This is a genomic window from Cupriavidus sp. H18C1, from assembly GCF_049311595.1.
GTDB classification, from domain to species: Bacteria; Pseudomonadota; Gammaproteobacteria; order Burkholderiales; family Burkholderiaceae; genus Cupriavidus; species Cupriavidus cauae.
This window is the reverse complement of sequence record NZ_CP186008.1, coordinates 2,929,223-2,953,886: the sequence shown is the minus strand read 5'-3', so window position 1 is coordinate 2,953,886 and position 24,664 is coordinate 2,929,223. Positions and strand designations below refer to the sequence as shown.

The following is a 24,664-nucleotide window of genomic DNA, read 5'->3' as shown; positions in this document are numbered from 1 at the left end:
AGCACGGCCGCAACGGCGGTCGCCGCCGCGTCGGCCGCGCCAGCGCGGCGCCACCGTGGTCGAGTTCGCGATCGTCGCGATGCTGTTCTTCACGCTGCTGATCGGCGTCGTCGAAATGGCGCGCGTGCTGTTCCACTGGAACACCGCCAGCGAAGCGACGCGCTGGGGCGCCCGCATGGCCGTGGTCTGCGATGCCAATGCCGCGATCATCAAGACCCGCATGGCGACGCTGATGCCGCAGCTGTCGCCGTCGAACATCGCGCTCGACTACGAGCCCGCCGGCTGCGACAGCGATCCCGATACCGCGCGCGCCAGCTGCGCCAGCGTGACGGTCCGCGTCACCGGCCTGACCGTGCGCACGCTCGTGCCAATGATTCCGATGACGCTGCCGGTGCCGCCCTTCGCCACCACGCTGTCGCGCGAAAGCATGAACAGCGCGACCGGCGGGCCGGTCTGCAGCTGAACGTGGGCAAGCATTGCGGCGCCCGCCCCGGCGCACAGGACAACGAACAGGAGAAGCCGTCATGCTGACGATTCTGATCGCCTCCGAGCAAACCGAACGGCTGGCCGAGATCGCGCGGCTGTGCGCGCAGTGCGGGTCGTTCCAGACGCTGGCGCTGAGCGAGGCGCCGGCGCGCATCGCGTCGCATGCGAGCCAGCTGGCGCTGGCCGACATGCTGGTGATCGCGCACGACAGGATAGGCCCGGCGCAGATGCAGGGCATCGAGACCATGCGGCAGCAACATCCGGAGCTGCCCTGCATCCTGGTCACCGATGCGGTCGAGCCCGAGCTGCTGATCCAGGCGCTGCGCACAGGCATCCGCGACGTGCTGGCCTGGCCGCTGGAGCAGAACCAGCTCGGCGACGCGCTGCGCCGGCTGCAGGCGGCCAGCACGCAGCGGCGCCGCCGCAGCGCGCGGCTGGTGTCGCTGCTGTCGTGCAAGGGCGGCGCCGGCGTCAGCTTCCTGACCGGCAACCTGGGACATGCGCTGGCCGCGCAGGGCAAGCGCGTGCTGGCGCTGGACCTGAACCGGCAGTTCGGCGACCTGGTCCACACGATCTGCGACCGCACGCCGCCGGCGACGCTGCCCGACGTCTGCGCGCAGATCGAACGCATGGATGCGGCCTTCCTCGAAGCGTGCCTGACCCCGGTGGCCGAGGGCTTCGACGTGCTGGCCGGCGCGGCCGATCCGATCAAGGCGGCATCGGTGCGCAAGGAACAGGTCGAATGGATCCTGTCGCTGGCGCTGCCGCACTACGACTTCGTGCTGGTCGACGCCGGCCAGGCCATCGATCCGGTGTCGATCGGCGTGCTGGACCGCAGCGACCGCATCGGCGTGGTGCTGCAGCCGACCATCGCGCATGCCCGCACCGGCCGGCGCCTGCTCGACATCCTGCGGGCGCTGCACTATCCCGACGACAAGGTGCGCCTGCTGCTGAACCGCGACGATCGCCGCAACGAACTGGACCGCGCCGCGCTGGAGCAGATCTGCGGCGCCCCGGTCTGGCAGGCGCTGCCCGAGGACGCCGCCGCGGCGAACGCGGCGATCAGCCACGGGGAGCCGGTGCTGGCGATGCACCGGCGCAGCGCCATCGCGCGCGCGCTGCAGTCGCTCGCCACGCAACTGGCCGCGGCGGAGCCCGAAGCGCGCGCGGGCGGCGAGCCGTCGTCGTTGCGCCGGCTGCTGCTGCGGGTCAAGGCCGCGTGAGCGCGGCGAAACCGACCGCGACTTCGCATCAGGACACCGCCGCCTCGTACGTCATCACGCCAGCCGCGCCACCCGCGCCACCACGCCAACCGCTTCAGCCGGAGACCGCCATGTCGATCCGCGAACAACTGTCGAACGCCAGCCCGGGCTTCACCGCCCTGCCCGTCAACGGCCACCCGGCCGCCACGCTGCCGGCGGGCAGCGGCTATCGCGCGCTCAAGCGTGCCGTGCACGAGACCGTGCTCGAGCGCGTCGAGCTCGAGCGGCTGGCGCGCATCCCGCTCGAGCAGGTCCGGCACGAGATCGGCCTGCTGGTCGGCGCCATCGTCGACGAGGACAAGGTCCTGCTCAACGACGCCGAACGCCGGCAGCTGATCGGCGAGATCTACGACGAGATGTTCGGCTTCGGCCCGCTCGAGCCGCTGCTGCGCGACCCCACCGTGTCCGACATCCTGGTCAATACCGCGCGCCAGACCTATGTCGAGCGGCGCGGCAAGCTTGAACTGACCGACATCACGTTCTACGACGACGCGCACCTGATGAAGGTGATCGAGAAGATCGTCTCGCGCGTCGGGCGCCGCATCGACGAGACCAGCCCGATGGTCGACGCGCGCCTGCCCGACGGCTCGCGCGTCAACGCCATCATCCCCCCGTCGGCGATCGACGGTCCGCTGCTGTCGATCCGCCGCTTCGCCGTCAATCCGCTGCAGGTCGCGGACCTGATCGCGTACCACAGCCTGACGCCGCCGATGGCGCAGCTGCTGCAGGCCCTGGCGCACGCCAAGGTCAACCTGGTGGTGTCGGGCGGCACCGGCAGCGGCAAGACCACGCTGCTGAACATCGTGTCGGGCTTCATCCCGGCCGACGAGCGCGTGGTGACCATCGAGGACGCCGCCGAGCTGCAACTGCGGCAGCCCCATGTGCTGCGGCTGGAAACGCGCCCGCCCAACATCGAGGGCAAGGGCGAGATCACGCAGCGCTCGCTGGTGCGCAACGCGCTGCGCATGCGGCCCGATCGCATCATCCTCGGCGAGGTGCGCGGCGCCGAGGCGCTCGACATGCTCAACGCGATGAACACCGGGCACGAGGGCTCGCTGACCACCATCCACGCCAACACGCCGCGCGATGCGCTGACGCGGCTGGAGAACATGGTCGGCATGGCGGGCATGAACGTGCCCGCGAAAGCGATCCGGCAGCAGATCGCCTCGGCCATCACGGTGATCGTGCAGGCCGCGCGCCTGACCGACGGCAGCCGCAAGATCGTCAGCATCCAGGAGATCACCGGGATGGAGGGCGACGTGATCAACATGCAGGAGATCTTCACCTTCCAGCGCACCGGCGTGGGACAGGACGGCACCGTGCGCGGGCACTTCCGCGCGACCGGCGTCTATCCGCGCTTCGCCGAGCGGCTGCGCGTCTACGGCGTGGGGCTGCCGGACGAGACCTACGATCCCGCGCGGCGTTTCGAGATCTAGACCTGCCGGACTGACGGAGAGCGATCATGGACCTTGGCCAATTCGGGCAACTGGGACAACTGGGACACTACGCGCTGTACGCGCTTCGGCGTGCTGCTGTTCATCGCGGTGGTGCTGGCCATCGAGGCCGTCTACCTGTGGTGGAACAGCCATCATGGCGCCTCGGCACGCCGCATCGACGCGCGCATCCGCGCGCTGTCGGCCGGCGGCCAGCTCGGCCGCGAGCAGATGTCGATCCTGAAGGAGCGGATGCTGGCCGGCAGCCCGCGGATGCAGCGCCTGCTGATGCGGGTGCCGCGGGTGGCGGCGCTGGACCGCTGGCTGCAGCAGTCGGGCAGCAGCTGGTCGGTCGGGCAACTGCTGGGCTTCAGTGCCGCCAGCCTGCTGATCGCGTTCGCCGCGCTGTCGCTGCTGCCGCTGCCGTTCTCGCTGGCGGCCGGCGGCGCGCTGCTGGCCGCCGCGCTGCCCTGCCTGCGTACGCTGGCGCAGCGCCAACGGCGCCTGAAGCGCATGGAGGCGCAGCTGCCCGACGCGATCGACATGATCGGCCGCTCGCTGCGCGCCGGGCATTCCCTTCGCCGGCGCGCTCGGCACCGTCGGCCAGGAGATGAAGGCCCCGCTCGGCCCCGAGTTCCGCCTCGCCTTCGAAGAGATCAACTACGGCGTCTCGCTCGACGATGCGCTGACCAGCCTGGCGATACGGGTGCCGGTCGGCGACCTGCGCTACTTCGTCATCGCCGTGCTGATCCAGCGCGACAGCGGCGGCAACCTGGCCGAGGTCCTCGACACCATCAGCCGGCTGGTGCGCGAGCGGCTCAAGCTGTTCGACAAGATCCGCGTGCTGTCCGCGGAGGGCCGGCTGTCGGCATGGATCCTCGGCCTGCTGCCCTTCGGCACCGCCGGGCTGATCTCGGTGCTGAACCCGGGCTTTCTCGACGTGCTGTGGCAGGACCCGGCCGGCATCCGCATGGCCGGCACCGCGCTGGGGATGATGGCGCTGGGCGTGCTGTGGATGCGCAAGATCATCCGCATCCGGGTATAGGAGAAATCATGCAAGCCATGCAGACACAACAATGGCTGTTGCTGGGCCTGGTGTTCGTCGCCGCCTTCGGCGCGGCGCTCGGATTGATGCTGGTGTGTTCGCCGAACCGGCTGCGCGCGCGGCTGGAGCGGCTTGGCGGCGCCGGCACGGGCACCGCGGGGACGGCGGGAACACCGGTCGGCAACGACTGGGCCGCGCGGCTGAGCCAGTGGGCCAGGCCGGTGTCGCGCCTGGCGCTGCCGAAGGAAGGTTGGGAGAGCTCCGCGCTGCGGGTGCGCTTCATGAACGCCGGCTGGCGCGGCACCGCCGCTCCCACGCTGTACTTCGCCGCCAAGACCGTGCTCGCGCTGGCGCTGCCGCTGGCGGCGCTGGTGGCGACGGTCGGCACGCCGCTGGCGAGCGACGGCGCACTGCTGGCGGTGCTGCTGATCGCGATCTGCGCGGTCGGCTACTACCTGCCCAACGCGCTGCTCGCGCGCCGGATCGCCCAGCGCAAGCGCGCCGTGTTCGAGGAGTTTCCCGATGCGATCGACCTGCTGACCGTCTGCGTCGAGGCCGGGCTCGGCCTGGACGCGGCGCTGATGCGGGTCGCCAGCGAACTGTCGCTGCGCTGCCCCGTGCTGGCGGGCGAGCTGGAGCTGATGCTGCTGGAGATGCGTTCGGGTTTCTCCAAGGAAAAGGCGCTGTCCAATCTGGCGCTGCGCACCGGCGTCGAGGACGTCGAGCGCTTCGCCGCGATGCTGGTACAGGCCGACCGCTTCGGCACCAGCCTGGGCGAATCGCTGCGGGTGCTGTCCGACATGCTGCGCACCAAGCGGCGGATGCTGGCCGAGGAACAGGCGGCCAAGATCGCGCTGAAGCTGCTGTTCCCGCTGATCTTCCTGATCTTCCCCTCGCTGCTGGTGGTGCTGCTCGGCCCCGCCTTCATCCAGATCGTGCGCGTGCTGCTGCCGACCATGACCGGACAGGGCGGATAACGCCGCCGGGCTTCGGCCCTCGGCTGGCCGCCATCACCCCAGGCAGTGCGGACAGCCTTTGCCCGGACCCGGTCCGGGCTTTTTCGCTGCCGCAGCGCGGCAGCGCTTGCACTTGACCGGTCCCGCCGCATGCTGAACACTCCAATGGCACAGGCCCGTCTGGAGGCCGGCTGGAGGCGGCATGAAGCTACGCGTTCTGAGCGATCTGCATCTGGAACACCATACCCCCGAAACGGTCCCCGACTGCGAGGCCGATGTCGTCGTGCTCGCCGGGGGACATCGCCAACGGCCGCCATGGCATCGACTGGGCGGCGCGGCACCTGCGCGGGCCGATCGTCTATGTGCCGGGCAATCACGAGTACTACGACAGCACCTTCACCCGGGTCGACGCGCAAATGGCCGCCGCCGCGGTCGCCCATCGGCAGGTGCATCTGCTGACCAGCAGCGTGGCGGTGTTCGAGCTGCCCGGCCAGGCGCCGGTGCGCGTGCTGGGCACGACGTGGTGGGCGGACTACGCGCTGTTCGGCCGCGAGCGCATCGACGACGCGATGCAGGCCTGCGCCAAGGTGATGCTCGACCACCGGCTGATCTCGGTCGAGGACGACAGCGCGGACGGCGGCGCGGATGACAGCGCGGACGGCCGCGGCGGCCGGCACAGTGGCATCCGCCGCTTCACGCCCGCCGACGCGCTGGCGCGCCACCGGGCCGAGTCGGCGTGGCTGGCCGGCGAGCTCGACAAGCCCTTCGATGGCGCGACCGTGGTGGTCACCCACCATGCGCCGGACCTCGGCAGCCTCGACCCGCGCTATGCGCACGACCTGGCCTCGGCCGGATTCATCTCGCGCCGGCCCGACCTGGTCCAGCGCGCCGACCTGTGGATCCATGGCCATACGCATACCAGCTTCGACTACCGCGTCGACCGCGCGCGCGTGGTCTGCAACCCGCGCGGCTATGTGCGGCGCGGCGACGGGGCGCTGGAGAATGCGAAGTTCGATTGGGGGTATGTGGTGGAGGTGTGACGCCGTGTGAAGATCGACTCCGCTCTTCCGCTCAACATCCCTTCCCACAAACAAAACCCCACGGGCTTGCACCCGTGGGGTTTCGACTGAAGCGATTCGCGCAGTCTAGGCACTCGGCCAAAGCCGACGGCCGGCATCAATTAGATCATGCCGTCCATGCCGCCCGGGCGTTGTACTCACGACTGATAAAGATGGATTTAAATACGGACTCCGATAGCGCGCCGGAATTCGCCGAGGACGCCACACTGCGCAGTACTGCTAGCCAGTCCGCAAATGCTCCACGAACTCCTATCTGCGAGTTACAGTTTTGATGCTGAGAAACTCCCCCCCAGCAGTAGGGTAATCGTCGCACCACCCGCGGGCCATAATGGTAGCTCCTGTCACCCAGCAAGCAATTTGCCTGTTCCATGACTACCATTAAGTCGATTCGAAAACTGACCAATTACGGCATCTTTCAAAGCTTCGATGGTACAAAAACGCAGCCGTTTGGCAAGCTAAATCTAATTTACGGATGGAATGGCAGTGGGAAATCCACACTCTCAACGGTGTTCGAGACATTGCAGCTACGAACGCCATTGTCGCACACACGATTTCACAACGCCGATCTGCAGATTGATTTGACAGACGGCGACCCAATTACCAGTGCAACAATACCCGGTTGCTCTCTAAACATTCACACCTTCAATCATGGGTTTATTAAAAGAAACATTGATTGGGATAAGTCCGTAAAGGGAATTTTACTGGTAGCCAAAGAAAAAATCGAAGAAAAGAAGTCGCTTGAGGCTCTCCACAAACAGCTCGAACAAGTCATCAATGAAGAACAGGAGCAACTCAAGAAAGTCCGTGAACTTGACGCATCCATCTCAAAGTTCCTAACGGAGAGCGCAAAGAGAACTAAAACGAGCCTTCAGGTTATCGACGTAAACGACAGTCGTTACTTCAATTACAACAAAACCAAGCTCGAAGACTTTCTGCGCAGTCATGCCACTGCAGTGAAAGACCTGTCTTCTATTCTCCCGACAGAGGAGCTAGCGGCTTTGACGCGGGCCGCAAGGCCGGAGCACCGTCCGAACATAGAGCTATCTCTTAACCAGGTGCAGTTCGATGGATTTACCAAAGCACACGAGCGCCTAAGCGACCTCCTTCGAACGAGCGCGGTTAATGCCGCAATTTCTCGCCTCGCTCAGCACTCTGAATTGCAGGCGTGGGTCGCGAACGGCATTGAACTGCATCAAAACCTTTCCAGCGAAGTCTGCGAGTTTTGCGGCGGCGATCTTCACCCTTCGAGATTGCATGAGCTGCAAGCTCATTTCAACGAAGAGTACAAGAACTTTCAAGCACGTCTTAGCGCCGCGGACACGTGGTTGAATAGCCAGTATATCGACGTATCAAATTTGCCTTCTGAATCGGATCTTTATGACGAGTTTCGCGGCGCATACGAAACGGCTGCCACCGAGCTTCGGGCGGCGGTGCAGAAGCTTAACAACTGTATAGTCAAGTGGCACGATACACTTCGCGAAAAGATCACCAATCAGTTCAATGTCAAGCTCCAAGTCTTCCCCATACCTCGAGAGCTGATTGCGAGCGTTCAAGCAGGCATGAGCGCCGTGATCGCCCAGGTGTCTGCCCACAACAAGAAAACGTCCAACTTCCGCGAAGAGACGAAGAAGAGTAAGGAGCGGCTCGAATTGCATTACGCTGCTGTTGAGGCGCGTGACTTCGGATACTTTGAAAAATGCATGGATCGGACGGCCACGGAAGCGAAACGCGAAGGCAGAGCCAGACTGCGCCAAAATCTCGAACAACAAGTTGGACGACTCGAGCAATCCCTGTCGAGTGCCGGCATTGGCGCGGAACAGTTCAATGCGGCGCTCCACCGATTTTTAGGTCGCAGCGAAATCTCACTGCGTTTTAAACCGGCAACCGGCGGATACGAAATCGTTCGCCACAACGGGTCCCAACATGACGGGAACCTCAGCGAGGGGGAAAAGACAGCCATCGCCTTTGTCTATTTCATTACGAAGTTGACCGAGAACGACAACCGCATCGAGGATTCCATCATCGTTGTCGACGATCCCATCTCCAGCTTCGACTCGAACTACCTCTTTCATGCCTACTCATACCTGCGCGCAAATTGCGAGAAGGCAAAGCAGCTCTTCGTTCTCACGCACAATTTCAATTTCTACAAACTTGTGCGCGATTGGTACGCCAAAACCAATAGCAATCGCGCGCAAAAAGGCAAGGGACCAAGCGCCTTCTTCTATGTGCTGGAGACCGACAATGCTCTGCCGCGTTGCTCGCAACTCAAGAACGCGAATGAAACGCTGGTGAGATACCATTCCGAGTATCACTATATTTTCTCCCGGCTGCACCAGTTCCGCGAACATGAATCGTTGTCTATTGAAGATTCTTTCCTTTCAGCGAATCTCGCGCGAAAACTCCTTGAAGCTTTTCTTTCATTCAAGTTTCCGCGCCAGCGTGGCGACATTGCAAGCTTGATGGCCGCAGCGTTAGAAGGTTGCAAGACGACAACGGTCGAAACCAAAGAGCGCATCTACAGGTTCATCAACAAGTACTCGCATAGTGACTACATTGAGATTGACTCGGACGCTTCCGAGAACCTCCATGGAGAGAGCCGAAACGTCATTGCACTGATCTTCGAGTGGATGAGAGAACTTGATCCAGTACACCTCGCCGAGATGGAGACCGTCGTAGGAAGTCCGTCGTAAGGAGCCGCTCAGGCGCCCCCGACACTTGCACGAGTTCTGAGTCCGTTCAGGGTATTAGTATTGGCGTTGCAGAACTTTCGTCCCAGGAGAAGCGGGACCGAAGAACGATTATCTGACGAACCACTCCACAAGAAACCGATCACCGCTGCTCGCCCTAAGCCAAACTTCATCAGCACGGGCATGCGCAAACGGGGATATGTGGTTGAGGTGTGAGAGCGCCCGACACGAACTGGACACCGAACGTCTTGGCGCCCTCTCCTGCCGGAGCGGAGGGAAGATCCGATACCTCGCCACCGCGGTCGCTTTCCCCAAACAAAAACCCCCCACGGGCTTGCACCCGTGGGGGTTTCGACTGAAGCGACGGCTCGCGCCGTCTCGGCAGTCTGGGCAGTCGGCCGAAGCCGACGGCCGGCGTGATTACATCATGCCGTCCATGCCGCCCATGCCACCCATGCCGCCCGGCATTGCCGGCGCCGACTCTTCCTTCGGCGTTTCGGCGATCGCGCAGTCGGTGGTCAGCATCAGCGACGCGACCGAAGCGGCGTTCTGCAGCGCGGTGCGGGTCACCTTGGTCGGATCCAGCACGCCCATCTCGACCAGGTCGCCGTACTCGCCGCTGGCGGCGTTGTAGCCGAAGTTGCCCTTGCCTTCGATGACCTTGGCCACGACGACCGAGGCTTCCTCGCCGGCGTTCAGCACGATCTGGCGCAGCGGCTCTTCCATCGCGCGCAGCACGATCTTGATGCCGGCATTCTGGTCGGCGTTGTCGCCGGTCAGGCTCGAGATCGCAGCGCGGGCACGCAGCAGGGCCACGCCGCCGCCCGGGACGATGCCTTCTTCAACGGCAGCGCGGGTGGCGTGCAGCGCGTCTTCGACGCGTGCCTTCTTTTCCTTCATTTCGACTTCGGTGGCGGCACCGACCTTGATCACCGCAACACCGCCGGCCAGCTTGGCCACGCGCTCTTGCAGCTTTTCGCGGTCGTAGTCCGAGGTCGCTTCCTCGATCTGGGCACGGATCTGCTTGACACGGCCTTCGATCGCGGCGGCGTCACCGGCACCGTCGATGATGATGGTGTTTTCCTTGCCGATCTCGACACGCTTGGCTTGACCCAGGTCCTGCAGGGTCGCCTTTTCCAGCGTCAGGCCGACTTCCTCGGCGATCACGGTGCCGCCGGTCAGGATGGCGATGTCTTCCAGCATGGCCTTGCGACGGTCGCCGAAGCCAGGCGCCTTGACGGCGGCGGTCTTCAGGATGCCACGGATGTTGTTGACCACCAGGGTCGCCAGCGCTTCGCCTTCGACGTCTTCGGCGATGATCAGCAGCGGACGGCTCGACTTGGCGACTTGCTCCAGCACCGGCAGCAGGTCGCGGATGTTCGAGATCTTCTTGTCGAACAGCAGCACGAACGGGTTGTCGAGCTGGACGACTTGCTTGTCCGGGTTGTTGATGAAGTACGGCGACAGGTAGCCGCGGTCGAACTGCATGCCCTCGACGACTTCCAGCTCGTCGGCCAGCGACTTGCCGTCTTCGACGGTGATCACGCCTTCCTTGCCGACCTTGTCCATCGCTTCGGCGATCAGCTTGCCGATCACTTCGTCGCTGTTGGCCGAGATCGCGCCAACCTGGGCGATTTCCTTGCTGGTCGTGGTCGGCTTGCTCAGCTTCTTGAGCTCTTCGACAGCCGAACCAACGGCCTTGTCGATGCCGCGCTTCAGGTCCATCGGGTTCATGCCGGCGGCAACGTACTTCATGCCTTCGCGCACGATCGACTGGGCCAGCACCGTCGCGGTGGTGGTACCGTCACCGGCGTTGTCGCTGGTCTTGGAAGCGACTTCCTTGACCATCTGGGCGCCCATGTTCTGCAGCTTGTCCTTCAGCTCGATTTCCTTGGCGACCGACACACCGTCCTTGGTCACGGTCGGGCCGCCGAAGCTGCGCTCGAGCACCACGTTGCGGCCCTTCGGACCCAGGGTCACCTTGACCGCGTTGGCCAGGATGTTCACGCCTTCGACCATCTTGTGGCGAGCGCTGTCGCCGAACACTACGTCTTTAGCTGCCATGTTCTAGATCTCCAGAATTCTGTACGGGAAATGTCCCGGGCGCGATCGCCGCCGCGGCGGAGCCGGGCGCCCAGGGGTTCCGGACGCGCGGCGCCCGGACAGCGACATCACTTGTTGATGACCGCCATGATGTCTTCTTCGCGCATGACCAGCAGTTCCTGGCCATCCACCTTCACGCTCTGGCCGGCGTACTTGCCGAACAGCACGCGGTCACCCACCTTGACGTCGAGGGCGATCGACGCGCCCTTGTCATCCTTCTTGCCCGGGCCGACGGCCAGCACCTCACCCTGATCGGGCTTCTCGGCAGCATTGTCGGGAATCACGATGCCGGAAGCGGTCTTGGTTTCGTTGTCCAGACGCTTGACGATCACGCGGTCGTGCAAAGGACGCAGATTCATACGGACTCCTTAGTACAAGTGAGCATTTATTTGCAAAGTGGCCACCGCGGGAGTGCGGAGACCCTTGAAATCGGACGCCGGATGCAGGCTACAGCACGCTGTTAGCACTCGCACCCGGCGAGTGCTAATTATAGGGACGGGGTTTCGGGTTTTCAAGACGAGGTCTGAATACGGGTTTACCCGCATAAAGGAAGGAAAAACGTCGCGCCCCCCGCGCCGGGCAAGGCCGGACGGGCATTGTCTCTTATATTGTGCGGCCGGTATTTTTTCAGGCGGATGTCGCCCCGGGGAGGCGACCTCCCTCTACCGTCGTCCCCCCTTGCAAGCGGGGACCCGGCGATTTTCGCCTTTCGACTCGAGACACCGGCCCCTTCACGGAGGAGACGGGAAAGCTCTCACACCCCGCCCCGCAGCTGCGGCAAGACCGTCTGCGCGCAGGCGTCGATCCAGGCCTGCTGGTTGCCGCAGACGTTGTGCAGGAAGACCGCGTCGGCGCCCATCGCCAGGTCCTCGGCCAGCCAGGCCGCCTGCTGGGCGGCGTCGCAGGAGATGCGGACCGCCCGCTCGATGTCGTCCGGCGACACCGTCCGCGCGCGGGCATCGAATTCGGCGGGGGGTCGCCAGATTTGCCGCCGTTTCGCTGTCGAACACATTGGTGCGCCACTGCTCGTAGGCCATCCGGCGCGCCGCCTCGTCGCCCTGGGTCGGGTCGGCATAGGCGATCTTGGCCTGGATATGGACCGGCTTGGCCTCGCCGCCGCCCTCGCGGAAGGCGTCGATCACCGCGCGCATGGTCTCGCGCGGCCCCGAGATCGTGATCAGGCCGTCGGCCCACTGCCCCGCCCAACGCGCGGTCTGCTCGGTCAGCGCCGCGGCGAAGATCGGCGGCGGACGCTGCGGCAGCGTATAGAGCCGCGCGCGATCGACCACGATGCTGCCGCGGTGCGTCACCTCCTCGCCGCGCCACAGCGCGCGCATCGCGTCCACCGATTCGCTCAGCATGGCCTGCCGCTCGGGCTTCGATGGCCACGGCCGGCCGGTGATGTGTTCGTTCAGCGCCTCGCCGGTGCCCAGCGCGATCCAGAAGCGGCCGGGAAACATGGCCTCCAGCGTCGCCGCGGCCTGCGCGACCACGGCCGGGTGGTAGCGGCCGAACGGGCATGCCACCACGCCGGTCGGCAGGTCGACCGTCGCCATCGCGGCGCCGAGCCAGGACCAGGAATGGCCGCTCTCTCCTTGCCGCTCGCTCCACGGATGGAAGTGGTCGGAGCAGCTGAGCGCGGTAAAGCCGGCCAGCTGCGCGGCGCGCGCGTAGCGCAGCAGATCGCCCGGCGAGAACTGTTCGTGCGAGGCGTGATAGCCGATCAAGGGCATGGCGGACTCCTGGGCGGGATGGGGATGGGCCGGCCGTCTTCGGGTCGTCATCTGGCCGTCAGTTGGCCTTCAGCCGGCCGCTGCCGGGGCCGGATACGCCAGCGTGGTCATCAACGCGAGCGCGGCCTGGCGCGAATCGAGCCGGGTGTGCTGCACGACGATCGGCACATCGGACTCGATCACGCTGGCGTAGTCGGTGTCCTCCGGGATCGGCTCGGGGTCGCGCAGATCGTTGAAGCGCAGATGCAGCGTGCGGCGAGCCGGTACCGTCAGCCGGTAGGGGCCCACGGGCTCGCGGTCGGCATAGAAGATCGTCACGGTGACATTGGCCTCGGTATCGCCGGTATTGAGCAGGCAGGCCGCCTCGTGGCTGTTCAACTGCCGGCTCGCGGCCGGGTCGGTCGGCGGCAGATAGCCTTCGGCAATCACCCAGCGCCGTTGTCCGATCGCTTCCATCGGTTTCTCCTTTGTTGTTCGCCAGTGGCGGGATTGGCAGTGTCCAGGCCGTCCACCGTGTCGACGATCACGGCGCAAAGCACGGCCGCTGCCGCAGCCAGCGATAGCCGTAGGCACGCAGCTTCAGCGCATGGGCCCCGTTCTGCGGCGGCGGATACGGGCCGTCGACCAGCATGTCGCGCAGCTCCCCGACCTCGACATCGGGCAGCCCCACCTCGACGTCCTTGCCGGACAGATTGGCGAAGGTGAAGACCACCTGCCCATCCAGCTCGTGCCGCAGCGCCAGCACCGCCGGGCAGCCCACGTCCATCACCGTGCATTCCCCGTAACCGATCTCCGGCATGCCGAGGCGCGCGCGGATCATCTTGCCCGTCTTGGCCAGCAGCGAATCGTCGCGCAGCAATTGGTCGTAGATGTTGACCTTGTCGTAGGCGAACGGCCCCTCGCGGATCACCGGCACCGGCAGCGAGCCGGGATCGGCCGGCGAAAAGCCGCCATTGACCTCGTCGGACCATTGCATCGCGGTGCGCACGGCATGGCGCTCCTTCAGCGACAGGTCCTCGCCCATGCCGATCTCCTCGCCGTAGCGCAGGATCGGCGTGCCCGGCAGCGAGAACAGCAGCGCATGGACCTGCGCGATGCGGCGCTGGTCGCCATCGAGCATCGGCGGCAGCCGGCGGCGGATGCCGCGGTTGTAGACGCGCATGTCCTCGTCCGGCGCGAAGCGCTGCATCACCTCCTCGCGCTCTGCCTCGCTGAGGCGTTCGAGATCCAGCTCGTCGTGATTGCGCACCCATACCGCGTATTGCGCGCGCTCGGGCGGCTCGGGCTGCTCGCGCAGCGCGCGTTCGATCGGCTCGGCGCGCTCGCGCGCCAGCGCAAGAAACAGGAAGTTGTTCAGGAAGAAGTTGGACACCAGCGTCAGCCGATGGCCCTTGCCGAAGTAGCGCGCGTAGTCCTGGGCGGGCACGTCGACCTCGCCGAGCAGCACCGCGTCGGAGCGGCGCAGCGTCGCGAACGCGCGCAGGTCGTTCAGCAGCCAGAAGCCGTCGTCGCGCGGGTCCGCCTCCTTCGCCCCGTCGATCATGTGCCCCGCCGCGTCGATGCGGAATCCCGAGACGCCCAGCCGCAGCCAGAACGACATGATGTCCTCGATCTCGGCGCGCACCGCCGGGTTGGCGATATTGAGGTCGGGCTGATGCGAATAGAAGGCGTGCCGATAGTATTGCCCCGCCTCCTCGTCCCAGGTCCAGACGCTGTCCTCGACGGTCGGGAAGATCGGCTTGACGTGGGTCTCCTCCGGCTCGTCGGCCCAGACGTAGTAGTCGCGGTACGGCGAATTGCGGTCGCGCCGCGCCGCCTGGAACCAGCGGTGCTGATCCGACGTGTGGTGCGCCACCAGTTCCACCATCACGCGGATACCGAGTTCCTCCGCCTTCTCCAGCAGCGCCACCATGTCGGCCAGGTCGCCGAAGCGCGGGTCGACCGCGAGATGGTCGGTGACGTCGTAGCCGCCATCGCGAAACGGCGACTGGTAGAACGGCGACAGCCAGATGCAGGTCACGCCGAGCCCGCGCAGGTATTCGAGATGCGCCGTCAAACCCTGGAGATCGCCCCACCCGTCGTTATTGCCGTCGCGAAATACGCTGACGTCGATTTGGTAGATGATCGCATTGCGGTACCAGAGCGAACGCATGGACTCTCCTTGCTGACGATTGAACGGCGACCTCGGGCGCGCGGTGCCGCGCCGCCCGCATCGATCACGGCCGCGGTGGCTGCTGCTGTTGCTGCTGTTGCTGCTGTTGCTGCTGTTGCTGCTGTTGCTGCTGTTGCTGCTGTTGCTGCTGTTGCGGCCGTGGCCGATGCAGCGGCTCCAGCAGGACGCCCTGCTCCGGCCGCAGCATGCCGTCGAAGCGGCGGTCCGGCCCTTCCGGCAGGCTGTCGATCGCGACGCGCCAGTCGCCCTCGAGATCGACCGGCAACGGCCGGTCGGCGAAGTTGATGCAGACCACGCGCTTGTCGTCGCCATGCCGGCGGCGATAGGCCAGCACCTCGGGCGGCGACGGCAATTCCTCCCAGCTGCCCAGGCGCAGCGCCGGGCTGGCCCGGCGCGTGGCGATCAGCGTGCGGTACAGATGCAGCATCGACGAGGGCTGCGACCATTGCGACTGCACCGACAGCGTCGCGGCCTCGGGCGGGAACGGCAGCCAGGTGCGGGCCGCGCGCCAGCCATGCGGCGGCGCGAAATCCCACGGGATCGGTCCGCGCGGACCGTCGCGTCCGCCGGGGTCGACGCGTTGGGCCGGCTCGACCACGACGTCCTCGAGCCCCAGTTCCTCGCCCTGGAAAATGAACGGCGTGCCGCGCAGCGTCAGCAGCATCACGGCGGCGGCGCGCGCGCGGCGCATCGAGCCGCCGTAGCGGGTGCGATGGCGCTCGTTGTCGTGATTCGACAGCACCCAGGTCGGCCACGCCTGCGCCGGCTGCAGCAGCGCATCGACCTCGCGGATGCAGGTGCGGAACACCACCGGGTCCCAGGGCGCATCGAGCGGCGGGAAGTTGAACGACATGTGCAGCTCGTCGCCGGCGCCGTAGTACTGCACCACGGTGGCGGTCGAACGGATATTGACCTCGCCGACCAGCACGCGGTCGCCGGGATAGCTGTCGACCAGCTTGCGGATGCCGCGCAGCACCTCGTGGCTGTACGGGTCGTCGTTGAAGTCGGCCAGCGGCTCGCCGGCCAGGCAGCGCGGATGATCGGCGAAGGTCGGGTCCTTGCCGGTGCAGTGGGCGACGTCGATGCGAAAACCGTCGACGCCGCGGTCGAGCCAGAAACGCAGCACGCCGTGCATGGCCTGCACGACCTCGGGATTGCGCCAGTTCAGGTCCGGCTGCTGCGGCAGGAACAGGTGCAGGTAGTACTGGCCGGTGGCCTCGTCCCAGGTCCAGGCGCTGCCGGCGCCCAGCGCCGCGCGCCAGTCGTTGGGCTGGTCGCGCCAGATGTACCAGTCGCGCTTCGGGTTGTCGCGCGACGAGCGCGATTCGATGAACCACGGATGCTGGTCCGACGTGTGGTTCGGCACGAAGTCGAGCAGCACGCGCAGGCCGCGCGCATGCGCCTCGCCGATCAGACGGTCGGCATCGGCCAGCGAGCCGAACACCGGATCGACATCGCAGTAGTCGCTGATGTCGTAGCCCGCGTCGGCCATCGGCGAGCGATAGATCGGCGAGATCCAGATGGTGTCGGCGCCCAGCGCGCGCACATGGTCCAGCCGCTCGATGATGCCGGCCAGGTCGCCGACGCCGTCGCCGTTCGCATCGGCGAAGGAGCGCGGGTAGATCTGGTAGACCACGGCGCTCTTCCACCAGAGCGAGGTGTCGCGCGTCGCTTCGACGGTCTGCGAGGGGTCGGCTTGCGGGCCGGGCATGGCCCCGGGCGGTACGGTGGCACGGACGTTCACATTCATGGGCACGCTGGCAATGACGGTTGTCATCCGCCCATCGATGCAGCTTCCATGCCTGTCTGGCGGCATCTGCGGTGTCGTCCGAAGCCCCATCGATATGGACGCGGCGCCGCCGCGGGCCCGATGCGCAAATCCTGCGCGGGCGCGGTAATTTTTTCCGACGGGGGTTCGGCGCGATGGATCGGGAAAGCGGAAAACGTGCCCGGGGAAGAGGCTTGGGAACGGGCTTGGCAAGAAGCTCGGGCGAGAGGCTGGCGGCGCAGCCGCGCTTGGGAAGCTACGACAGCAGCCCGGAATCCTCGATATATCCCAGGGCCTGCCGGATTTCCCGCCGGGCCTTCAGGCTGTAGCACACCTGCCGGTCCCGCACGGTCAGCGCCACGATGTCGGCCTGCAGCAGCTCCTGGAAGATCCGGCCCGCGCGGCGCAGGTTCAGGCCGACCGCCGCGGCCAGGTCGGCGGCGGGCATGCCGTCCTCGCCGGCCTCCAGCAGCGCGCGGCAGATGTCGGCACGCGCCGGATCGGTCAGCAAGGCATAGCTCAAGGTGGCTTCCTGCTTGGGGTCCATGTCCGTACATTAGGCGCCACATCCGGCAATGGCAAGCCGCGTTCGGGGGGATGACACACGCAGCCGTTGTGCTAGCCTACGCGGCGCCGGCGCGGGGCGCGATATTGCAGCGCACCGCCGACGCAGGGTCATATCAGAGCCATAGCAAGGCCATAGCAGAGCCATACACAACAACGGGTCGGCATCGGGCCGTCGCCCCCAACGGGCGCGCCGCATCGATGCCTTGGACGGGAGAAGGGAAATGAAGCAAGGCAACACAGCGCGCACCGCGCTGCGCGCGCTGGCGGCCATCGCGGTCGCTACGCTTGCGGCATGCGGCGGCGATGGCGATGGGGGGCGGCGGCCACGCCGGCAACGGCAATACCGGCGGCAACAACGGCACGCCGCCCGCGCCGGTCACCTATTCGCTGACGGTACAGCCGCATCTGGGCACGTTATTGCATGGCCTGGTGTCGGTTCGGGGACTGGGCGGCGCGGGCGTCATCGCCTCGGGCACGATCGGCGACGTCGGGCAGATCACGCTGACGGTTCCCGAGGCCGACTGCGGTCCGGGCCTGATCACGGTCAGCGGCGGCCCCTCCGCGCAATTCTTCGACGAGGCCACCGGCAAGCCGCAGGCTCTGGGCCCCTCCGAGAAGATTCGCGCGCTGGTAGCCGACATCTGCAAGGTCCAGGGTACGAAGCCGGTCAGCATGCTGGACGAGCTGTTGCTGCATCTGCCGTCGCCGGTGGTGGACTCGCTGCGCGCGAATCAGGAAGCGATCCAGACGGCGAACGGCGAAGAGGTCGCCCGGCTCAAGCGGGAAATGACGGCCGCCATCGATCGGATGAAGCAAGAGCTCGAGCCGGAGATCGCCAAGGCGTTGCTGCTGCCGCCCGATTATGCCCGCGTGGTGCCCACGCCGATTTCGCGGCCGCTGTCGGGCAATTCGGCGCTGCCGTCCGATACCTCCGGCGTCGTCGCGGCAACGCTGCACGCGCTGCGCGAACAGCAGCATGCCACCGCTGCCGGCCTGGCCGCGATATCGGACAACAGCTTCGCCAACTTCGCGGCGATGTTTGCCAAGGCCATCCACGAGAACAGGGCGGGCCGATCGCCCGAGTACGTCAGCGACTGGACCAAAGGCTACGTGGACTTGGCCCTCCACGCCTGGCTGCTCGATCCGCGCGCGGCCAGGGACGCGACGAATCTCGGGGCGGTCGCGGACCGCGCCACGGTACTGATGCAGAGTCATATGCCGGTCCAACCGGACGTGGCCGCCCGCACTGCCGAAATCGCCAGGCTCGCGCCGGTAGACAGCGAAGACCTGACCGCCACCATGCGCGCTGCCGCCCTGCCGCTGCTGCTGCGCGCCGAAACACCGGCGCGGCTGAACGAGGCGCGGACGAAGGGTTCGATCACCTATTCCTGCACCGTCGGCGATCGTACGCAGGGCGAGGTCACGATCGCCTACGAGGATGCCACGCCCAACGGCATGCTCGACCACGGCGATGTCTTCACGCTCGACTACAGCCAATGCCTGACGCGCGAGCCGCTGTCGGGCATGGCGCTGGCGCGCTCGGGCCGGATGACGGTGACGTATTTCGCGGGAGAACCCGGCGTCTTCGGCGCGAGCGGACAGGTGCAGTTCGACGTCACGCTGTCGAGCGCGGACGCGACCGCCCCGCAGCCGCTGCTGCAGGCGGCAGGCATGTGGACCGACTGGCTGGCCTTCGGGGATCCGGCCAGCGCCGGCGGGCCGCTGGTGGCGGGCACCACGCCGCTGGTGCGCATCGACAGCCAGTACTTCACGATGACGCGTCCCGGCGGCAGCGCCACCACGATGACGCAGGGCATGCAGGTGCGGCTCGATGCCAGCAGCGATGTCGGCTCGGGCACGGGCAAGGCGGCGCTGAAGCTGCGCGGCATGAGCATGGCGGTCGAGATCGACACGCCGCAGCCTCTGGTCTTCGAAGATTCGGCCACCGGGCAGCGGGCGGTGTCGGGCTCGATCTCGCTGACGCGCACGATGCCGGTCGCGCGCCAGGGCGGACTGTCGGCCCACGCCTCCGGGCTCCTCCGCGTCGCGCTGCCGAACGCGGACGGCGCCGAAACGGTCCGGCTGATGTCGATGCCGCGGCTGATGGCGCATTACCTGGCGCTATAACCGCCGTCACGCAACACAGGCGCACGGAAGCGGAAGCGGCCGGCCCAACCAGGGCAGGCCGCTTCTGCCTTCTACTGCCGCGCTTCCACGTCGTGCTTCCACGTCGTGCTTCTACGTCGCGCTCTTACGTCGCGCTTCTACGTCGCGCTTCTACGTCGCGCTTTCCGCGACGCTGCCACCCTCGCCTACGCCATCACGAACGGCAACTGCCGCTGGCGCTTGCCGGTCAGCTTGAACACCGCGTTGGCCACCGCCGGCGCGATCACCGGCACGCCCGGCTCGCCCAGCCCGGTGGGCGGATCGTCGGACGGCACGAAGTGCACCTCCACCGGCGGCGCATCGTTGATGCGCACCGGCGGGAAGTCGCCGAAGTTGCTGTTCTTCACCGCACCGTTGTCGATCTCGATGGCAAAGCCGGGCCGGATCATCGCCAGGCCGAACACGCAGCCGCCCTCGATCTGCGCGCGCGCCGACAGCGGGTTGACCACGCGGTTGGCATGCACGCCGGCGGTCACGCGATGCACGTGCGGCTGCCCGTTCCGCAGCGAGACCTCGACCACATAGGCCACCGCCGAATCGAACGACTGGTGCACGGCGACGCCCCAGGCACGCCCGGCCGGCAGCTTGCGCTTGCCGTAGCCCGACTTCTCGACCGCCAGCTGCAGCGCCGCGCGCTGCCGTGCCCCCTTGACCGGATCGAGCTGCGCGAGCCGGTAGGCCACCGGGTCCTGCTTCGCCACCGCGGCCAGTTCGTCGATCAGCGTCTCCTTGACGAAGGCCGTGTGCGTATGGCCGACCGAGCGCCACCACAGCACGGGAACCTGCACCTTCGGGTGATGGACCGACAGCCTCATCGGGAAGCCATAGTCATGGTCGACGATGCCCTCGGTCATGGTGTGGTCGACGCCGTCCTTGACGAGGAAGGCCTCGAACGGCGAGCCCATCGTCAGCGACTGGCCCACGATCGCGTGCTCCCAGCCCAGCACCTTGCCCCGCGCGTCGACGCCGATGCGCGCGCGGTGCAGATGCAACGGCCGGTAGTAGCCGCCACGGATGTCGTCCTCGCGGCTCCAGATGACCTTGACCGGCTCGCGATGGCCCTTGGCGACCCAGGCGCGCATCACTTGCGCGGCCTCGACCAGATAGTCGGAGGTCGGCACCGCCCGCCGGCCGAAGCCGCCGCCGGCCATCATCGTGACCACCGAGACCTGCTCGGGCGCCAGGCCGAAGGCCTTGGCCAGCGCGCCGTGGTCGACCGTCTGGAACTGCGTGCCGGCCCAGACCTTGACGCGCGTCGGCTTGCCGCCGGCCATCTCGGCCTGCATCGTGCAGTTCAGGGGCTCCATCGGCGCGTGCGCCAGATACGGGAAGCGGTACTCGGCCTCGACGGTGCGCGCGGCGCCCGCCAGGTCGAACGCGTCGGCGCGCGGCGTCCTGCCGGGCTGGCGCGCCAGCTTCGCGTATTCCTCGTACAGCGCCGCGGTCGAGACCGTCGAGCCGCTGTCGTCCCATTCGGCCTGCAGCGCATCGCGCCCCTGCTTGGCCGGCCAATAGCCGTTGGCAATCACCGCGACGCCGGTGCCGCCGCCATCGGTCGGCACCTCCAGCACCTCGGCCACGCCCTTGATCGCGCGCGCCGCGTCGGCATTGAAGCGGCGCACCTTGCCGCCGAAGCGCGGCGGCCGCGCGACCACGGCGACCATCAGGTTGTCGAGCTGCGTATCGATGCCGAAGCCCACGGAGCCGTCCAGCTTGCCGCGCGTGTCCAGCCGCGGCGTCGGCTTGCCGATCAGCGTGAAGCGCGACGGGTCCTTCAGCGTGACCTGCTGCGGCACCGGCAGCGCCATCGCCGCCTGCGCGAGCTCGCCGTAGGTCGCGCGGCGACTGCCGGCGGTGACCACGCCTTGCGCGGCGGTGCACGCGGACGGCTCGACCTGCCACTGCTGCGCGGCCGCGGCCACCAGCATCGCGCGGGCACGGGCGCCGAGCTCGCGGTACTGCTGGTACGAGTGCTTGACCGCGGTCGAGCCTCCGGTCATCTGGATCCCCATCGCGGGGTCCTTGTACGGATCGCCGGCCGGCGCCAGCACCGCGCGCACGTTGCGCCAGTCGACGTCGAGCTCCTCGGCCAGCGCCATCGGCAGCGCGGTGTGCACCCCCTGGCCGAACTCAAGCCGGTTGACGGCGATCGTCACGGTGTTGTCCGGCGCGATCACGATGAAGGCCTGCGGCGCGGCGGCCGCGCCCTTCGCGGTGGGGGGCGGCGGATGCGGCGCCCTCGTCGGCACGGGCCGCGCTCAGCGGCGCGATGCCCAGCGCCAGTCCGCCGCCGGCCATGCCGGTCAGCTTCAGGAAGGTGCGCCGGTCGATGCCGGCCGCCGGCGCGCCATCGCCGCCGTACGCGTCATGGGCCTCATGCGGGCCGTCGCCGGCGCCGCCGGATAGCGCGGCAATGCGCGCGCCAAGTCGTTGCATTTGCATGGTGTCTCCCGGACCAATCCGCTGCGAATCAGCCCAGCGTCTGGGCGGCGTCCTTGATGGCGGCGCGGATGCGCTGGTACGTGCCGCAGCGGCACAGATTGCCCGCCATCGCCTGGTCGATATCGGCATCGCTCGGCTTGCGCTTGTTGCGCAGCAGCCCGATCGCGCTCATCACCTGCCCGTTCTGGCAATAGCCGCACTGCGACACATCGTTCCTGACCCAGGCATCGAGCACCGCGCGGCCGACCTTGTCGGTGCCGGCGCCTTCGATCGTCGTGATACGCGCGCCCTGCAGCGCGGAGATCGGCGTCACGCAGGCGCGGATCGGCTGGCCGTTCATGTGCACCGTGCAGGCGCCGCAGGCCGCGATGCCGCAGCCGAACTTGGTCCCGGTCATATGCAGCTGATCGCGCAGCGCCCACAGCAGCGGCGTGCTCGGATCGGCGTCGACCTGCATCGGCTTGCCGTTGATTTCCAGCGTCGTCATGGGGATCGTTCCTTGTCATGCCGCCCCCCTTGTCGAACCGCCGCCCACGCGCGCCGCGACAGGGGGGCGGAATGCCGGTGGCGCGCGAAAACGACGCAAGCATAGTGCAAAGTCGCGCGTTTGTTTGGCGCGAAATCGATGCTGTCAGCGGAGCGCAAGGTTGATGACAGCCTGGTGTCAGATTGGTCGCGCTGCCGGGAAAGACGCTGGATCCCCGCCTGCGCGGGACGCCCGGGACCAGGCCAAATTCACGATGATGCGGTCAGCCGGGCGGAGCATACATTGAGCCAATGAACCGTGGGCAAGTGGTGTAAAGCCACCGATAGCGGGCAACGGAATGGCTATTGCGCGTACTAGGGAGCATCCGCCAGGTTCCGAACCCAGGCGCCAAAGTTCTCGTTCTCGAATTCGTACAAGCCCCGAGGCGACTTTGACACGAGGCCCTTCTCGTCGAGGCGTGCGAGCGCCTTCTGCACGTGGGCAGCGCCAAGGACCTCGATTCCAAGTTGCTCCCTGAAGGCTGCGAGCAGGGAGCGTGCGAAAGGCTTGACGGCTGGGTTGTTCGCAAACTCTTTTACCAAGAGACGTTCCAGGGCGCTCAAGTTCACCCACGTGGCCTCGTGATTCTCGGCCAGCGCCAGCTTCTCCAGTTGTAGGGCAACCGCCTTGGCAAAGCTCATCTTCGGCTGCATCATCAGCGTCACGGCGACTTCGAGCAGCGGCTCCGGTCGCTGATGGAACTGCTTGAACGCTGCCTTTGCCTTCTTCAGATCGAGTGTGCGGCCGGTGGAGGCGGCAAACTGCTTGGCGACGAACTCGACAAAATCGTCGTCCAACAGCGGAAAGTCCTGCAGCGGGTGGCCTGCCGAGTAGAGCGGAGCCCGCGTATCGGTAAAGACGTGACCCAGTTGGGTGCGCGACGAGCCGGTGAACACTACGCGGAGCCGTTTGTTGTACTTGGTCAGAGCCGTGCGAAGGGCACGCGCCACATCCTCGCCCTCCTCACTGCGCCCCAGAGACTGGGCCTCGTCGATCAGCAGCAGAACCTGACTGTCGTTTGTCAGGCGGCCAAGCAGGTCATCCAGTCGCAGCGCCATGTCGACGGCCAGCCGCCCCTTCTCGTCACCCAACTCGATCGTCCCCTCGACGGATCCGGCGCCGACGGATGCCTTCCCCTTGATGGACTTGATCGACGGCGACAGTTTCGCCTTCAACCTGCCGGCGAACGTCCTCGGCGTCTTGGCAGTCTCCAGGGCGTGCAATAGTGCGGCACCAGGAGTTTGCCTGGTCTGCCAGAGATCGACATATACGACGAGGTAGCCGTCCTTCTCCGCGGCAGGGGTTAGGTCATGCCGCAGGAACACGGTCTTGCCCGTGCGCCGTGGCGCGAAGATGGTCAACGAGACAAGGATTCCCGCGTTCAGCGCCGCCAGGTACGACCGGGCGAGTTGAGGCCGGGGGAAGTGCCAGAGGTCCGTGAGCTTCATGGCATTACACCGAATTATACGTGGTCGGTATAATTATACCCACGACGGATAATTATGGATAACGCCGGGGCCGTGATAAGCGGAGGCATAAAAAACCGCCCGCGTCGGCGGGCGGTGTAGGACAAGGTGTCGGGCAAAGGCGTCGAGCCCGAGCGCTCAGGCCATCGCGCTGCGCTGGCCCTGCGCGCGGCGCAGGCCCACCCACTGCAGGCAGGCGAACACCGCCACGCCCCAGGCCTGCAGCAGCACGAAGGCGCTGCCCAGCCAGGTCGGCGACAGCCAGCCGGCGGCCAGCAGCAGCATGCAGTCGATCGCCCACAGCGCATTGCAGGCGATCACCGCCAGCACCAGCGCGCGCGGCATCGGATTGCGCGTCGCAAGCAGGCCGACGATGGCGGCATAGGGCAGCAGCACCAGGCCGGCATAGCGCAGCCAGGACGCCGGAATGGCGAACCAGTGGGACAGCACGTTGGCGTCGAACACCATCAGCAGGCCCATCAGGCCGCTGACGATGGCGTCGGCGAGAAGGACATGGCGCAGCAGGCGGGTCGGTTGGACGGTTTGCATGGTCGATCTCCGTAGGGTGAAGGGAAGGCGAAGGGAAAAACGAATGGCGGTTGCGATGGCTTCATCATCGTCGCTGGCCGCGCGCAATGCGATGACCTGCAAGGTAATCGCCGCAATACCGCGGCAATACCGCGGCAATACCGCCGCCATTCCACCGCCCTTCCACCGCCCTTCCGCCGCCCTTCCGCCGCCCTTCCGCCGCCCTCCGCCGCCCTCCGCCGTC

General features: G+C 66.6%; 16 protein-coding genes and 3 pseudogenes. 8 read left to right on the top strand and 11 right to left on the bottom strand.

Going from position 1 to position 24,664, the window contains the following annotated elements; all coding sequences use genetic code 11:
* The first annotated feature begins 55 nt into the window (after window positions 1–55).
* The 7 genes and pseudogenes from OJJOAM_RS13690 to OJJOAM_RS13660 all read left to right on the top strand — a co-directional run bounded on the left by OJJOAM_RS13690 (window position 56) and on the right by OJJOAM_RS13660 (window position 8,951).
* Window positions 56–463: a TadE/TadG family type IV pilus assembly protein gene (locus OJJOAM_RS13690; RefSeq protein WP_422648263.1), complete on the top strand. Its 408-nt coding sequence runs from the start codon at window positions 56–58 to the stop codon at window positions 461–463.
* A 61-nt stretch (window positions 464–524) separates the two neighbouring features.
* Window positions 525–1,709: an AAA family ATPase gene (locus OJJOAM_RS13685; protein ID WP_422648262.1), complete on the top strand. Its 1,185-nt coding sequence runs from the start codon at window positions 525–527 to the stop codon at window positions 1,707–1,709.
* Window positions 1,710–1,819: 110 nt separating this feature from the next.
* Complete coding sequence (locus tag OJJOAM_RS13680) at window positions 1,820–3,184, top strand: CpaF family protein (protein WP_422648261.1); 1,365 nt, start codon at window positions 1,820–1,822, stop codon at window positions 3,182–3,184.
* 33 nt (window positions 3,185–3,217) lie between these two features.
* Window positions 3,218–4,226: pseudogene (locus tag OJJOAM_RS13675) on the top strand (type II secretion system F family protein).
* Window positions 4,223–5,203 (top strand): type II secretion system F family protein, encoded by a 981-nt coding sequence (locus OJJOAM_RS13670; protein ID WP_422649594.1) that lies wholly within the window; start codon window positions 4,223–4,225, stop codon window positions 5,201–5,203. Before OJJOAM_RS13675 ends, OJJOAM_RS13670 begins: the two are co-directional and overlap by 4 nt.
* A 181-nt stretch (window positions 5,204–5,384) precedes the next feature.
* Window positions 5,385–6,222 (top strand): annotated as a pseudogene (locus OJJOAM_RS13665) (metallophosphoesterase).
* Between the two features lie 407 nt (window positions 6,223–6,629).
* Window positions 6,630–8,951 (top strand): AAA family ATPase, encoded by a 2,322-nt coding sequence (locus OJJOAM_RS13660; RefSeq protein WP_422648260.1) that lies wholly within the window; start codon window positions 6,630–6,632, stop codon window positions 8,949–8,951.
* Between the two features lie 417 nt (window positions 8,952–9,368).
* On the opposite strand, the gene groL is transcribed toward OJJOAM_RS13660, so the two are convergent.
* From groL to OJJOAM_RS13625, 7 genes are all read right to left on the bottom strand, one after another.
* Window positions 9,369–11,012, bottom strand: a complete 1,644-nt coding sequence (groL, locus tag OJJOAM_RS13655; protein ID WP_149316898.1) for a chaperonin GroEL — start codon at window positions 11,010–11,012, stop codon at window positions 9,369–9,371.
* 107 nt (window positions 11,013–11,119) lie between these two features.
* The gene (gene groES / locus OJJOAM_RS13650) at window positions 11,120–11,410 is read right to left on the bottom strand and encodes a co-chaperone GroES (protein ID WP_149316897.1); all 291 of its coding nucleotides are present in this window, start codon (window positions 11,408–11,410) and stop codon (window positions 11,120–11,122) included.
* Between the two features lie 372 nt (window positions 11,411–11,782).
* The gene (locus tag OJJOAM_RS13645) at window positions 11,783–12,784 is read right to left on the bottom strand and encodes a TIGR03557 family F420-dependent LLM class oxidoreductase (protein WP_422648259.1); all 1,002 of its coding nucleotides are present in this window, start codon (window positions 12,782–12,784) and stop codon (window positions 11,783–11,785) included.
* 69 nt (window positions 12,785–12,853) lie between these two features.
* Window positions 12,854–13,240, bottom strand: a complete 387-nt coding sequence (locus OJJOAM_RS13640; RefSeq protein WP_422648258.1) for a sensory rhodopsin transducer — start codon at window positions 13,238–13,240, stop codon at window positions 12,854–12,856.
* A gap of 67 nt (window positions 13,241–13,307) precedes the next feature.
* The gene (locus OJJOAM_RS13635) at window positions 13,308–14,936 is read right to left on the bottom strand and encodes an alpha-amylase family protein (RefSeq protein ID WP_422648257.1); all 1,629 of its coding nucleotides are present in this window, start codon (window positions 14,934–14,936) and stop codon (window positions 13,308–13,310) included.
* A gap of 64 nt (window positions 14,937–15,000) precedes the next feature.
* The gene (locus OJJOAM_RS13630; RefSeq protein WP_422648256.1) at window positions 15,001–16,668 is read right to left on the bottom strand and encodes an alpha-amylase family glycosyl hydrolase; all 1,668 of its coding nucleotides are present in this window, start codon (window positions 16,666–16,668) and stop codon (window positions 15,001–15,003) included.
* Window positions 16,669–16,981: 313 nt separating this feature from the next.
* Window positions 16,982–17,272, bottom strand: coding sequence for a winged helix-turn-helix domain-containing protein (locus OJJOAM_RS13625; RefSeq protein WP_149316893.1), 291 nt, complete (start codon window positions 17,270–17,272; stop codon window positions 16,982–16,984).
* Between the two features lie 323 nt (window positions 17,273–17,595).
* Here OJJOAM_RS13625 and OJJOAM_RS13620 point away from each other — a divergent pair, with 323 nt between their 5' ends.
* Window positions 17,596–19,419, top strand: coding sequence for a hypothetical protein (locus tag OJJOAM_RS13620; protein ID WP_422648255.1), 1,824 nt, complete (start codon window positions 17,596–17,598; stop codon window positions 19,417–19,419).
* Between the two features lie 185 nt (window positions 19,420–19,604).
* Here OJJOAM_RS13620 and OJJOAM_RS13615 read toward each other — a convergent pair.
* The 4 genes and pseudogenes from OJJOAM_RS13615 to OJJOAM_RS13600 all read right to left on the bottom strand — a co-directional run bounded on the left by OJJOAM_RS13615 (window position 19,605) and on the right by OJJOAM_RS13600 (window position 24,441).
* A pseudogene (locus tag OJJOAM_RS13615) lies at window positions 19,605–21,894 on the bottom strand (molybdopterin cofactor-binding domain-containing protein).
* A gap of 34 nt (window positions 21,895–21,928) precedes the next feature.
* A complete protein-coding gene (locus OJJOAM_RS13610) occupies window positions 21,929–22,387 on the bottom strand; it encodes a (2Fe-2S)-binding protein (protein WP_422648254.1) in 459 nt (152 codons plus the stop codon).
* A 353-nt stretch (window positions 22,388–22,740) separates the two neighbouring features.
* Window positions 22,741–23,874: a hypothetical protein gene (locus OJJOAM_RS13605; protein ID WP_422648253.1), complete on the bottom strand. Its 1,134-nt coding sequence runs from the start codon at window positions 23,872–23,874 to the stop codon at window positions 22,741–22,743.
* Window positions 23,875–24,030: 156 nt separating this feature from the next.
* Window positions 24,031–24,441: a hypothetical protein gene (locus OJJOAM_RS13600; RefSeq protein ID WP_265632716.1), complete on the bottom strand. Its 411-nt coding sequence runs from the start codon at window positions 24,439–24,441 to the stop codon at window positions 24,031–24,033.
* Between the last annotated feature and the right edge of the window lie 223 nt (window positions 24,442–24,664).

Bases quoted from the DNA above. Each gene is read 5' to 3' on its own strand.
- OJJOAM_RS13660 (WP_422648260.1), top strand. From the start codon at position 6,630: ATGACTACCATTAAGTCGATTCGAAAACTGACCAATTACGGCATCTTT.
- OJJOAM_RS13625 (WP_149316893.1), bottom strand. From the start codon at position 17,272: ATGGACCCCAAGCAGGAAGCCACCTTGAGCTATGCCTTGCTGACCGAT.
- OJJOAM_RS13685 (WP_422648262.1), top strand. From the start codon at position 525: ATGCTGACGATTCTGATCGCCTCCGAGCAAACCGAACGGCTGGCCGAG.
- OJJOAM_RS13645 (WP_422648259.1), bottom strand. From the start codon at position 12,784: ATGCCCTTGATCGGCTATCACGCCTCGCACGAACAGTTCTCGCCGGGC.
- groES (WP_149316897.1), bottom strand. From the start codon at position 11,410: ATGAATCTGCGTCCTTTGCACGACCGCGTGATCGTCAAGCGTCTGGAC.
- OJJOAM_RS13680 (WP_422648261.1), top strand. From the start codon at position 1,820: ATGTCGATCCGCGAACAACTGTCGAACGCCAGCCCGGGCTTCACCGCC.
- OJJOAM_RS13600 (WP_265632716.1), bottom strand. From the start codon at position 24,441: ATGCAAACCGTCCAACCGACCCGCCTGCTGCGCCATGTCCTTCTCGCC.
- OJJOAM_RS13610 (WP_422648254.1), bottom strand. From the start codon at position 22,387: ATGACGACGCTGGAAATCAACGGCAAGCCGATGCAGGTCGACGCCGAT.
- OJJOAM_RS13620 (WP_422648255.1), top strand. From the start codon at position 17,596: ATGGCGATGGGGGGCGGCGGCCACGCCGGCAACGGCAATACCGGCGGC.
- OJJOAM_RS13635 (WP_422648257.1), bottom strand. From the start codon at position 14,936: ATGCGTTCGCTCTGGTACCGCAATGCGATCATCTACCAAATCGACGTC.
- OJJOAM_RS13640 (WP_422648258.1), bottom strand. From the start codon at position 13,240: ATGGAAGCGATCGGACAACGGCGCTGGGTGATTGCCGAAGGCTATCTG.
- OJJOAM_RS13630 (WP_422648256.1), bottom strand. From the start codon at position 16,668: ATGCCCGGCCCGCAAGCCGACCCCTCGCAGACCGTCGAAGCGACGCGC.
- OJJOAM_RS13605 (WP_422648253.1), bottom strand. From the start codon at position 23,874: ATGAAGCTCACGGACCTCTGGCACTTCCCCCGGCCTCAACTCGCCCGG.
- groL (WP_149316898.1), bottom strand. From the start codon at position 11,012: ATGGCAGCTAAAGACGTAGTGTTCGGCGACAGCGCTCGCCACAAGATG.